The 12916-nt window shown below is 71.1% G+C and carries 7 protein-coding genes and 1 riboswitch; of the genes, 5 read left to right on the top strand and 2 right to left on the bottom strand.

The window, feature by feature from the left end; all coding sequences use genetic code 11:
• Positions 1 to 85: 85 nt before the first annotated feature.
• On the top strand, positions 86 to 1324 hold the full coding sequence (gene mshC, locus EV374_RS20775) for a cysteine--1-D-myo-inosityl 2-amino-2-deoxy-alpha-D-glucopyranoside ligase (RefSeq protein ID WP_132237861.1): 1239 nt from the start codon (positions 86 to 88) through the stop codon (positions 1322 to 1324).
• Between the two features lie 194 nt (positions 1325 to 1518).
• Here mshC and EV374_RS20770 read toward each other — a convergent pair whose 3' ends face one another.
• Together EV374_RS20770 and EV374_RS20765 are read right to left on the bottom strand one after the other, a co-directional pair.
• Positions 1519 to 2310 (bottom strand): GntR family transcriptional regulator, encoded by a 792-nt coding sequence (locus EV374_RS20770; RefSeq protein WP_132237859.1) that lies wholly within the window; start codon positions 2308 to 2310, stop codon positions 1519 to 1521.
• 125 nt (positions 2311 to 2435) lie between these two features.
• Positions 2436 to 3305, bottom strand: a complete 870-nt coding sequence (locus tag EV374_RS20765; RefSeq protein ID WP_089000610.1) for a PAC2 family protein — start codon at positions 3303 to 3305, stop codon at positions 2436 to 2438.
• Positions 3306 to 3566: 261 nt separating this feature from the next.
• Here EV374_RS20765 and metH point away from each other — a divergent pair, with 261 nt between their 5' ends.
• The 4 genes from metH (at position 3567) to EV374_RS20740 (ending at position 12881) form a co-directional block, all read left to right on the top strand.
• A complete protein-coding gene (metH, locus tag EV374_RS20760) occupies positions 3567 to 7082 on the top strand; it encodes a methionine synthase (protein ID WP_207914417.1) in 3516 nt (1171 codons plus the stop codon).
• 674 nt (positions 7083 to 7756) lie between these two features.
• Positions 7757 to 8260, top strand: a complete 504-nt coding sequence (locus tag EV374_RS20755) for a hypothetical protein (RefSeq protein ID WP_132237857.1) — start codon at positions 7757 to 7759, stop codon at positions 8258 to 8260.
• Between the two features lie 455 nt (positions 8261 to 8715).
• Positions 8716 to 9780 (top strand): golvesin C-terminal-like domain-containing protein, encoded by a 1065-nt coding sequence (locus tag EV374_RS32990; protein WP_207914415.1) that lies wholly within the window; start codon positions 8716 to 8718, stop codon positions 9778 to 9780.
• A gap of 334 nt (positions 9781 to 10114) precedes the next feature.
• Positions 10115 to 10329: riboswitch (cobalamin riboswitch) on the top strand.
• A gap of 206 nt (positions 10330 to 10535) precedes the next feature.
• Complete coding sequence (locus EV374_RS20740; RefSeq protein ID WP_132238102.1) at positions 10536 to 12881, top strand: ribonucleoside-diphosphate reductase subunit alpha; 2346 nt, start codon at positions 10536 to 10538, stop codon at positions 12879 to 12881.
• Positions 12882 to 12916: the final 35 nt, after the last annotated feature.

Genomic DNA, 12916 nt, shown 5'->3' with positions numbered 1-12916 from the left:
CGCCCGGGCCGTCCCCGCGGCGCTGTCATGTTGATCACTGTGGGCCGGGCCTGCCGCGCCGCGCCGGCTGGTTAGGCTGACGGTCATGGACTCTTGGGCGGGACATGAGGTGCCGCGGCTGCCGGGCAGGGGCCAGCCGCTGTCGTTGTTCGACTCGGCGCGGCAGGGCGCCCACCCGAGCGATCCGGCCGGCACCGCGACCATGTACGTCTGCGGCATCACCCCGTACGACGCCACGCACCTGGGCCACGCCGCCACCATGATCGCGTTCGACCTGGTGCAGCGGGTGTGGCGGGACGCCGGCCGGGACGTGCACTACGTGCAGAACGTCACCGACATCGACGATCCGCTGCTGGAGCGGGCCGAGCGGGACGGCGAGGACTGGAAGGTCCTGGCGATGCGGGAGACCGCGCTGTTCCGCGAGGACATGGAGGCGCTGCGGATCATCCCGCCAGCGCACTACGTCGGCGCGGTGGAGTCGATCCCCGACATCGCCGACAAGGTCCTCGTGCTGCTCAAGGACGGGGCCGCCTACCGCCTGGAGGACGGCACCGGGGACGTCTACTTCGACATCGCCGCCACCCCCCGCTTCGGCTACGAGTCCAACCTGACCCGGGAGCAGATGCTGGAGATCTTCCCCGAGCGCGGGGGCGACCCGGACCGGGCCGGCAAGCGCGACCCGCTCGACCCGCTGCTGTGGCGGGGCGCCCGCGAGGGTGAGCCGTCCTGGCCGGGCGGCGAGCTGGGCGCCGGCCGCCCCGGCTGGCACATCGAGTGCACGGTCATCGCGCTCAACCTGCTCGGCGACCGGATCGACGTGCAGGGCGGCGGCAACGACCTGATCTTCCCCCACCACGAGTGCTCCGCCGCGCACGCCGAGCGGCTCACCGGCGCCGCGCCCTTCGCGCAGCACTACGTGCACGCCGGCATGATCGGCCTCGACGGCGAGAAGATGTCGAAGTCCCGGGGCAACCTGGTCTTCGTCTCCCGGCTGCGCGCCGACCAGGTCGACCCGATGGCGGTCCGGCTGGCTCTGCTCTCGGGGCACTACCGCACCGACCGCGCCTGGACCGACGAGTTGCTCGCGACGTCGCTGGAGCGGCTGGCCCGCTGGCGGCGGGCCGCCGCCGCGCCCGCTGGCCCGTCGGGCGAGGAGTTCCTGGCCGGCGTACGCGCCCGCCTCGCCGACGACCTGGACTCGCCGGGCGCCCTGGCGCTGGCCGACGAATGGGCCGAGGCGACCCTCGCCGGCACCGCCGACGACCCGGCCGCCCCCACCCTCTTCGCCACCACCCTGGACGCCCTCCTCGGCCTCCGCCTCTGACCCGCTCCCGCCCCCGGCCCGCCGTGGCCGCGCCCCTCGCGGCGTCGCCGTGGCCTCGCCCCTCGCGGCGTCGATCATGCAGTTGTGGTGCCCCGCAGAAGGTGCATAACGGCGGTAGTCGCCCACCAGAAGTGCATGATCGGCGGGGCGCGGTGGGCCGGGCCGGGGCGGGCAGGGGGCCGGGGCGGGATGGGTTAGCCGAGGACCAGGCCCGGGTCCGGGATGGGGTCGGGGGTCGGGGCGGGGATCTTGTACTCCTCGGTCAGCGTGGTGACCGGGCCGGGCCAGGTGGCCTGGGCGACCTCGATCGGCTTGCGGTGGCCGTCGTAGGCCACGTGCAGCAGGTGCAGCACCGGGGTGTCGGGGCGGATCTGGAGGATCTCGGCCTCCTCGCGGCTGGGCTGACGGGCGCTGATGGTGTCGGTGGCGGAGACGTACCGTCGGCCGGTGGCCTCCTCGGCCTCCTGGTAGAGCGGCCGGCCGAACGCCTCGGCGCGCTCGAGCGAGGTGCCGGCGGTGTCGGCGGGCAGGAACCACGAGGCACCCACCTCGACGGGGGAGTCCTCGGTGCGCACGAGGTGGCGGCGGCAGAGCAGGTCGGTGCCGTCGGCGACCCCGAACGCGTCGGCCACCTCCGGCGGGGCGGGGGCCCTGCCGACGGAGACGAGCTGCTGCCGGTACCGCGCGGCCAGGTCGGTGTGGTAGCCGCGGAACCCGCCATAGCGGCCCCGGGAGAGCCGGTTGAGCCGCCGCCGGGTGCCTCGGACGTACGTCCCGGAGCCGGGCTTGGTGATCAGGATGCCCTCGACCCGCAGCTGGTCGACGGCGCGCTGCACGGTCTGCTTCGCCACGCCGAACATCTCGGCGATGGCCGGGATGGACGGCAGTCGCTCGCCCGGTGCCCAGTCGCCGCGGCGGATCTGGGTCTTGAGCTGCGCGGCGATCTGCCGGTGCGGGAACTCGGCAGCCCCCGGATTGATCTGCATGCCCGCCTCCTCGATGACAGCTAGGTTCCTAGGATGCCTTAGAGGTGGTGACGGTGCCACCCCGGACACGCGAAAAATCGGCCCCGGACGACACGCGTCCGGGGCCGATGAGGCAGGGGAAAGTGCTACCAGGAGCCGGCCGTGGGGCCAGCGGAGCCGCCGCGGCGGCGCAGGTACTTCTCGAACTCCTGGGCGATCTCGTCACCCGTCAGCGGGGTGATGCCCGCGTCGCCGACGCGTTCCTCCAGCTCACGCACGTACTCGCCGAGCTCGGCGTCCTGCTCGGCGGCGCTGCGCACCCGCTGCTCCCATTCGGCGGCCTCCTCGGCCAGGTCGGTCATGGGCACCGGCAGGTCGAGCACCTCCTCGACGCGGTGCAGCAGGGCGAGGGTGGCCTTCGGGCAGGGCGGGTTGTTGGCGTAGTGCGGCACGTGCACCCAGAACGAGACGGCGTCGACCTCGGCCTTGTTGCAGGCGTCGTGCAGCACGCCGACGATCCCGGTCGGCCCGTCGTAGCGGGTGGGGGTGAGCTGGTAGCGCTGGGCGGCCTCCGCGTCGGAGGCGCTGCCGCTGATCGGCAGCGGCCGGGTGTACGGCACGTCGGCCAGCAGCGCGCCGAGCACGACGACCCGCTCGACCTCCAGGCTGTGGCAGATCTCCAGCACCTGCTCGCAGAAGGTGCGCCACCGCATGCTCGGCTCGATGCCCCGGATCAGTACGACGTCCCGTTCGGTGCCCTCGGGGCTGGCCACCATGAAGCGCGTCGTCGGCCACTCCACCCGGCGGGTCTCGCCCTCGGCCATGGTGATCGTGGGGCGGCTGACCTGGAAGTCGTAGAAGTCCTCCGGGTCCAGCTCCGTGACCTGCCGGGCCTGCCACACCTGCTCCAGGTGCTCGACGGCGGCGGTGGAGGCGTCGGCGGCGTCGTTCCAGCCCTCGAACGCGGCGATCGCCACGGGGGACCGCAGCACCGGCAGTCCGTCGAACTCGGTCACGCCGTCACCTCACCCTGCTCGTCGGGGGCGGCGCCGGGACCGGACCCGGTCGTCCGCCCGCCGGGCGTGGTGCTGTCGCTGTTGTCCTTCACGTCCGTCAGCCTACGTGTCGGGGCGGGATGCGGCCCGTCGGCCGCGCCGGTCGAGCCCGGCTCCGGCCGGCCATACCACGATGAACCGGACAGCGTGATCCCGCTGACACAATGTGGGAAGGCACGTGCGGGGGAATCCATCGGCGGGCGACGGCACTAACCTGATCCTGTGCGCACCTCATTGCTCGACGTACTGGCAGACCGGATTCTCATCGCCGACGGCGCGATGGGCACGATGCTGCAGGCGGCCGACCTCACCCTGGACGACTTCGAGGGCTACGAGGGCTGCAACGAGGTCCTCAACGCCACCCGACCGGACGTCGTGCGCGGGGTGCACGAGGCGTACCTGGCCGCCGGCGCGGACTGCGTCGAGACCAACACCTTCGGGGCCAACCTGGCCAACCTGGCCGAGTACGACATCCAGCACCGCATCCGCGAGCTCTCCGAGGCCGGGGCCCGCCTCGCCCGGGAGGCCGCCGACGCGTACGCCACCCCCGAGCGGCCCCGCTTCGTGCTGGGCTCGATCGGCCCGGGCACCAAGCTGCCCACCCTCGGGCACGCGGCCTACGCGACCCTGCGCGACGCGTACCAGGAGAACGCCGAGGGCCTGATCGAGGGCGGGTCGGACGCGCTGATCGTGGAGACCTGCCAGGACCTGCTCCAGGTCAAGGCCGCCGTCGTCGGCTCGAAGCGGGCCATGGCCCGGCTCGGCCGGACGGTGCCGATCATCTGTCACGTCGCCGTGGAGACCACCGGCACCATGCTGGTGGGTAGCGAGATCGGGGCGGCGCTGGCGGCCATCGAGCCGTTGGGGGTCGACCTGATCGGGCTGAACTGCTCGACGGGGCCGGCCGAGATGGGCGAGCACCTGCGCTACCTGTCCCGGCACTCCCGGATCCCGCTGTCGGTGATGCCGAACGCGGGCCTGCCGGTGCTGACCGCCGACGGGGCGTACTTCCCGTTGACCCCCGTCGAGTTGGCCGACGCGCTGGAGCGGTTCGTCACGGAGTACGGCGTCTCGCTGGTGGGCGGCTGCTGCGGCACCACCCCCGAGCACATCCGGGTCCTCTCGGAGCGCCTGCACGGCACGCGCCCGGCACCGCGCGAGCCGCGGCACGAGGCCGGCGTCTCGTCGGTCTACCACCCGGTGCCGTTCGCCCAGGACGCCTCCCTGCTGATGGTGGGCGAGCGCACCAACGCCAACGGCTCCAAGGCGTTCCGCGAGGCCATGCTCGCCGGCGACTGGCGGGCCTGCGTGGAGATCGCCCGCAGCCAGGCCCGCGACGGCTCGCACCTGCTGGACCTGTGCGTCGACTACGTCGGCCGCGACGGCACCCAGGACATGCGGGAACTCGCCGGCCGCTTCGCCACCGCCTCCACCCTGCCGATCATGCTGGACTCGACCGAGCCCGCAGTGGTCGAGGCGGGCCTGGAGATGCTCGGCGGCCGTTGCGTGGTCAACTCGGTCAACTTCGAGGACGGCGACGGGCCGGAGTCCCGCTACGCCCGGGTGATGCCCATCGTCAGGGAGCACGGCGCCGCCGTGGTGGCGCTGCTCATCGACGAGGAGGGGCAGGCGCGTACCGCCGACTGGAAGGTGCGGGTCGCGGGTCGGCTGATCGACGACCTCACCGGGCGGTGGGGGATGGACCGCGCGGACATCCTGATCGACGCGCTGACCTTCCCGATCGCCACCGGCCAGGAGGAGACCCGGCGCGACGGCATCGAGACCATCGAGGCGATCCGCGAGATCGCCCGCCGCTGGCCGGGCGTCAACTTCACCCTCGGCATCTCCAACGTCTCGTTCGGACTCAACCCGGCGGCCCGGCAGGTGCTCAATTCGGTCTTCCTGCACGAGTGCCGCGAGGCCGGGCTGACCAGCGCCATCGTGCACGCCAGCAAGATCCTGCCGTTCAACAAGATCCCCGACGAGCAGCGGGAGGCGGCGCTGGACCTCGTCTACGACCGCCGCCGCGAGGGCTACGACCCGGTGCAGAGGTTCATCGAGATCTTCGAGGGCGTGGACGCGGCGTCGGCGCGGGCCGGGCGGGCGGAGGAGTTGGCCGCCCTGCCGCTGGAGGAGCGGCTCAAGCGGCGGATCATCGACGGCGAGCGCAACGGCCTGGAGGCCGACCTGGACGCGGCGATGACTCGGGGGCGCAGCCCGCTGTCCATCATCAACGACATTCTGCTCGACGGCATGAAGGTCGTCGGCGAGCTGTTCGGCTCCGGTCAGATGCAGCTGCCGTTCGTGCTCCAGTCCGCCGAGGTGATGAAGACCGCCGTGGCGTACCTGGAGCCGCACATGGAGACCGCCGAGGACGGCGGCAAGGGCCGCATCGTGCTCGCCACCGTGCGCGGGGACGTGCACGACATCGGCAAGAACCTGGTCGACATCATCCTGTCCAACAACGGCTACGAGGTCGTCAACATCGGCATCAAGCAGCCGATCAACGCGATCCTGGAGGCCGCCGAGCAGCACCGGGCCGACGCGATCGGCATGTCGGGGCTGCTGGTCAAGAGCACGGTGATCATGAAGGAGAACCTCGCCGAGATGGCGTCGCGCGGGGTCGCGGAGCGCTGGCCGGTGCTGTTGGGCGGCGCGGCGCTGACCCGGGCGTACGTCGAGGACGACCTGCGGGCGATGTTCCCCGGCCAGGTGCACTACGCCCGGGACGCCTTCGAGGGACTGTCGCTGATGGACCGGGTGATGACGGCCAAGCGCGGCGGGGCGCCCGTGATCGACGCGGAGCGGGAGGCGGCGCTGGCGGCCCGGCGGGCGCGCCGCGAGCGGCAGCGCGCGATCGTCAGCGAGTCGTTGCCGGAGCTGGACGACGCGTCGGTCCGCTCCGACGTGGCCACCGACGTGGAGGTGCCCGCCCCGCCGTTCCTGGGCACCCGGGTGGTCAAGGGCGTGCCGCTGGCCGACTACGCGGCGCTGCTCGACGAACGGGCCACCTTCCTCGGGCAGTGGGGCCTGCGGGGCGCCCGCAGCGGGCAGGGACCGTCCTACGAGGAGCTGGTGGAGACCGAGGGCCGGCCCCGGCTGCGCTACTGGCTGGACCGGCTGATCGCCGACCAGGTGCTGGAGGCGGCCGTGGTGTACGGCTACTTCCCGGCGTACGCCGAGGGCAACGACCTGGTGGTGCTGGACGAGAACGGGCACTCCGAGCGGGCGCGGTTCTCCTTTCCCCGGCAGCGGCAGGAGCGGCGGCTCTGCCTGGCCGACTTCTTCCGCCCGCGCGGCGACGAGCTGGACGTGGTGGCGTTGCAGCTGGTCACCGTGGGGCAGCCGATCAGCGAGTACACGGCGAAGATGTTCGCCCGCAACGAGTACCGCGACTACCTGGAGGTGCACGGGCTGTCCGTACAGCTCACCGAGGCCCTCGCGGAATACTGGCACCGGCGGATCCGCGCCGAGCTGACCCTGCCGGGCGGCCGTACGGTGGCCGACGACGACCCGGCGGACCTGGCGGGTCTGCTGCGCACCGACTACCGGGGCTGCCGGTACGCGTTCGGCTACCCGGCCTGCCCGGACCTGGAGGACCGGGCGAAGATCGTGGAGCTGCTGGGCGCGGAGCGGATCGGTGTGCAGTTGTCGGAGGAGTTCCAGCTGATGCCGGAGCAGGCGACCGACGCGATCGTGGTGCACCACCCGGAGGCGAGCTACTTCAACGCCAAATGACGGGCGTAGGTGCCGGGAGCTGAGGTTCAGTCGTCCGGAGGGTCGCTGAACCATGATCGTGCCGTCGCCAGGCCGTGAGCGGCTTCCGGGCCATCCTCGGCAGCCGGTTCCTCACCGAGCGCCACATCCCTCGTCACCGTCGATCTAATGCCGGGACCTCCCTGTGCTTGCCGGGTTGGGACCATCGGTAAGTAGGCTTGGGCCTCATCGGGGTCGCCGTCAACGAGGCGCCCATCCTCGCCGGTTCCGGACAGGTGCGCCATCACCCGAGGCTCAGCAAGCAGGAGATCTTGCCTGCCTCCAAGCGTCATACCGTCCGGGGCGTCTACACCGCCCGCCGCGCGGACTTCGCCGCCCTGACCACTTGATCTTCATTGAGTGTCGGGTTGCGGCTATCAGGACAATGTCGGTATGAGTCAATGCGCGAGACGCGTAGCCGGAGTTGTCGGGCAGTTCAGTCGCCCCTGCTGTCACCATGCTCTTGACGGTCACGTGCGCTGCTTCTGGACGACAGTGGACGGCGGTGGGACCCGGTGGGTGACGGCCGGGTTCGCTCCGAGCGTGATTCCAGCCTTGTGGCTCGTGTCGTCTTTCTCCGTTGAGGCCTCATCCCTAGAATGGATATCCCGGGACTCTGGATGGAACCATCAGACATCTTGGCAATTGTAGCGATAGTGACTGCGGTGCTTTCTGCGATCTACAGCCACCGTTTGTCTCGGCGGGCTCATCACGTCTCCACCTACTACGGCGTCATCGGTCTCTTCAGGGAGCTGGACAAGACCTTCATGGAATATCCCGATATTCGGCCGTACTTCTATGATGGGAAGCCTGTTGGTGTCGATGACCCGGATCGCCATAGGGTCCGAGCTGCGGCAGAACTGGTCCTGGACACCTTCGAGTGGATCTGGTTCCGGCGGAAGGACTTGAACGCCAACGGCGAGGAGGGGTGGAGGGCGTACATCGTAGACACGTTCTCTTCCAGTCCGGCACTTCAGCAGCATTATGCGAGGTCCGCGTCCTGGTATCCGGGGATTACTCGTCTGATCGCTGATCATGGGATTGCTCTGGAAGAGGGGGCGGTCAGCCCAGGTGACGCGAGCGTCGATGTACGTCGCGGCCAGGGTCGCTTCGGCGGTGCGCGCGGGGGAGTGTCCATCGAGGGGGCGGCGGATGACTGACGGGTGTCGCCAGGACGAGTTGTGTCCAGGCCTCTGCCACGGGAATGTGAGGCGGAACCGCCGTCATGCTGCCGACGAACTCGCCGTCCGCCACGAAGTCGTCATTCATTTCGCCGCCACCGACGGATTGCGCTGACCGACCTCGGCATGGGCGGGACGACGAGGGCGGCCAGGGCGTCGTGGGCAAGCTCGGCGCCGAGGCGGGCGCATCGGCGCTACGAGGGAAACAGCACCGGCGGCGGCGTGGGTTGCACGGTGGGCACGCAGGGATCAGTGACTTCTGTGCCACCGACAGGCCAGGCCCGGGCGCACCGGCGGGGCCACGGGGGCCGGCACGGCGGCCCGGAGGAGGAAACCTTCAAATCTCAGATCAAGGGATGTAGACATCTTTCATCAGGCATCGACCTGCCGCTATATTGCGGGCACTGTCGATCTCTCCCGATGACGAGGTGCACATGTTCGACAACCGGACGCTGCGGCGGCGTACCCTCCTTGCGGCCGTCGCCGGTGCCGCGGCCGTCCCCATGGTCGCCGGCCCCGCGTGGGCGGCGCTGCCGAAGGTCTACATCGACCCGGGCCACGGCGGCACCGACCCCGGCGCGGTCGGCAACGGGCTGCAGGAGAAGGCCCTGACACTCGACATCTCCCTGCAACTGCGCAGCATCCTGCTGGCCAACTGGGCCGTCGACGTCCGGATGTCGCGCACGACCGACATCACCCGCAGCCTGGCGTACCGCACCGACGACGCCAACGCGTGGGGCGCGAACCTGCTGGTGAGCGTGCACATCAACTCCGGTGGTGGCACCGGCTTCGAGAGCTACCGGTACCCGACGTCGGACGCCGCCACCGTCAACCTGCACAACGCCCTGCACCCGAGGGTGATCGGCGGCATGCGGACGATCGGTGGGGTCACCGATCGGGGGCTGAAGACCGCGAACTTCCACATGCTGCGCGAGTCGGCCATGCCCGCGGTGCTGACCGAGAACCTCTTCATCGACTCCGTCGCCGACTCGAACCTGCTCAAGCGCGCCGACTTCATCACCGCCACCGCCCGTGGCCACGCCGAGGGCATCGCCGCCTACCTCGGCCTGAGCGCGCCCAACCCGCCCACGTTCAGCACCATCGTGGACAACACCACGGCGGGGCGGTTCACGGCGAGCACCAACTGGGGCACCTCCTCGTACTCCGCCCAGCGCTACGGGGCCGACTACCGCTTCGCCAACCCCACGCTGGCCAGCGACTCCGCCTGGTTCAAGGTGAACATCCCGGCGGCCGGCAACTACCGCGTCGAGGTGCGGCACCCGGCCGACCCCGGCTACAACAGCTCGGCCCCGCACGTCGTCGTCACCGCCTCGGGCAACCGCACGGTCAACGTGGACCAGCGCTCCAGCGGCGGCGTCTGGCGCTCGCTGGGCACCTTCGGCCTGGCCGCCGGCGACCGGAACCTGGTCGCGGTCAGCCGCTGGACCAGCACCACCGGCTACCTGGTGGCCGACGCCGTCCGGGTCACCCGGGTCTAGGAACACGGCCGAGCCGCGGTCGGGCTGAGGCCGGGCGTTCGGCAGGCGTCGCCACGCCTCGCGGCCCTCCTCCACCGCCACCAGCGCGCCGACAGACCCACCCGAACGTGATCAGGACGCCATGGACGTGACCCGGCGACTTCGGGGTCCATGGCGTTCTGATCGTCGTTTGTGGGGCGCCGCAGCCAGAGAGCGGCACTGCGTCGCGGAGTGCCGGTGCGCGGGTCGGTGCATCGACGCGGGCTTCTGGCCGGCGATCGACGGGCGTGCCCCGCGCCGCCGACGACACGCCCGGGACCGACATGTGGGGTGTGACAACGGAGCCAACCCTATATATGGTGTCGGCGCAGCTGGTTCGGCCGCTCATCCGGAGTGGTCGAGGCAAGAGGGAACCCGGTGGGAATCCGGGACTGCCCCGCAGCGGTGAGTGGGAACGACCGCCGTCATCAGCACTGGGCCGCCAGCGGCCTGGGAAGCGACGGCCAGTAGGAGACCGGCGAGCCCGGTCGCGCCCGCGAGTCCGAAGACCTGCCAGTGCGCCGTACGCCCGCTTCCGGGTGTGTGGCGGTCCGAGGCCGCGTGGGACGGCCGACGCCATCCCGACGCGTTGCCCTGCGGCGCGTCGTCGTCGGTGTCCGCTCCCCGCGTGCCCAGGAAATCCGTCTGGGATCAAGGCTCGCGAGGAGTGCGTGGTGACAGTCACCGAGGTTTTTCCGGCCGACGATGCGGCCGTGGTGGGCCAGCGGCGGCCGCAGATGCGGGTCCGCAAGCGCGACGGCGGCACCGAGGCGGTCGACGTCAACCGGATCGTCCGCGCGGTCGAGCGGTGGGCCGACGACCTCGCCGACGTCGACCCGCTGCGGGTGGCGACCAGGACGATCAGCGGCCTGTACGACGGAGCGACGACCGCCGAACTGGACCGGCTGTCCATCCAGACCGCCGCGGAGATGATCGGTGAGGAGCCGCAGTACTCGCGGCTGGCCGCCCGCCTGCTGGCCGGCTACGTCGACAAGGAGGTCCGCCGGCAGGGCATCGGCTCCTTCAGCGAGGCGATCCGGCACGGCCACGCCGAGGGCCTGATCGGCGACGACACCGCGGCCTTCGTCGCCGCCCACGCCGGCGTCCTCGACGCCGCCGTCGACCCGCGCGGCGACCTGCGCTTCGAGTACTTCGGGCTGCGTACGGTCTACGACCGGTACCTGCTGCGCCACCCGACGAGCCGGCTGGTGCTGGAGACCCCGCAGTACTGGCTGCTGCGCGTGTCCTGCGGCCTGTCGCAGGCACCGGACGAGGCGATCGAGTTCTACCGGTTGATGTCGAGCCTGGCGTACCTGCCGAGTTCGCCGACGCTGTTCAACTCCGGCACCCGGCACACCCAGATGTCCTCCTGCTACCTGGTCGACTCCCCACGCGACGAGCTCGACTCGATCTACCAGCGGTACGCGCAGGTGGCGAACCTGTCGAAGTTCGCCGGGGGCATCGGCATCGCGTTCTCCCGGGTCCGCTCCCGGGGCGCGCTGATCAGGGGCACCAACGGGCAGTCCAACGGGATCGTGCCGTGGCTGCGGACGCTGGACGCCTCGGTGGCGGCGGTCAACCAGGGTGGCCGGCGCAAGGGCGCGGCCTGCGTCTACCTGGAGCCGTGGCACCCGGACGTCGAGGAGTTCCTCCAACTGCGCGACAACACCGGCGAGGACGCCCGGCGCACCCACAACCTCAACCTGGCCAACTGGATCCCGGACGAGTTCATGCGCCGGGTGGAGGCCGACGGGGTGTGGTCGCTGTTCGACCCCGACGTGGTGCCGGAACTGCCGGACCTGTGGGGCGAGGAGTTCGACGCGGCCTACCGGGCCGCCGAGGAGCAGGGCCGCTACGTGCGGCAGGTCCCGGCGCGGGAGCTGTACGGGCGGATGATGCGTACCCTCGCCCAGACCGGCAACGGGTGGATGACGTTCAAGGACGCCGCGAACCGGCTGTGCAACCAGACCGCCGAGGCGGGCAACGTGGTGCACCTGTCCAACCTGTGCACCGAGATCGTCGAGGTCTCCAGCGACGCCGAGACCGCCGTGTGCAACCTCGGCTCGGTCAACCTCGCCGCCCACCTGGGCGCGGACGGCATCGACTGGGAGCGGCTGCGCGCCACCGTCCGCACCGCCGTGACGTACCTCGACCGGGTCATCGACATCAACTACTACCCGACGGCGCAGGCGGCGGCGAGCAACCCCCGCTGGCGGCCCGTCGGGCTCGGCCTGATGGGCCTTCAGGACGTGTTCTTCGCGCTGCGGCTGCCGTTCGACTCGCCGGCCGCCCGGGAGCTGTCCACCCGGATCAGCGAGGAGCTGTACCTGACGGCCCTGGAGACCTCCGCCGACCTGGCGCGACGCTCGGGCGCCCACCCGGCGTACGGGCAGACCCGGGCGGCGCGCGGGCAGTTGCAACCCGACCTGTGGGGCGTCACGGGCACCCAGACGGCGCGGTGGAGCGCGCTGCGGGAGCGCGTGGCCGCGTACGGGCTGCGCAACTCGCTGCTCGTGGCGATCGCGCCGACCGCCACCATCGCCTCGATCGCCGGCTGTTACGAGTGCATCGAGCCGCAGGTGTCCAACCTGTTCAAGCGCGAGACCCTGTCGGGGGAGTTCCTCCAGGTCAACACCGCCCTCGTACGCGAGCTGAAGGCCCGGGGCCTGTGGACGGAGCGGATCCGTTCGGCGATCAAGCGCGCCGAGGGCTCCGTGCAGGACGTCGCGGAACTGCCGGCCGAGGTGCGGGAGCTGTTCCGTACCGCGTGGGAGCTGCCGCAGCGGGCGTTGATCGACCTGGCCGCGGCCCGCGCCCCGTACATCGACCAGTCGCAGTCGCTGAACCTGTTTCTGGCCGCGCCGACGATCGGCAAGCTCTCCTCGATGTACCTGTACGCCTGGAAGGCCGGGTTGAAGACGACGTACTACCTGCGTTCGCGGCCGGCCACCCGGATCCAGCAGGCCACCGTCGCGCCCGTCGGGCCGGCCCGTGCCACCGGCGTCGTCGCGCCGGTGACGACCGTGGACGAGGCGTTGGCCTGTTCCCTGGAGAACCCCGAGTCGTGCGAGGCCTGCCAGTGACCACCCCGACCACCAGCGAACCGAGGACCACACAC

This window comes from Micromonospora sp. CNZ303, from assembly GCF_004345505.1.
Note: the sequence above shows the minus strand (reverse complement) of the source record. Positions and strands in the feature narration are given on the sequence as shown.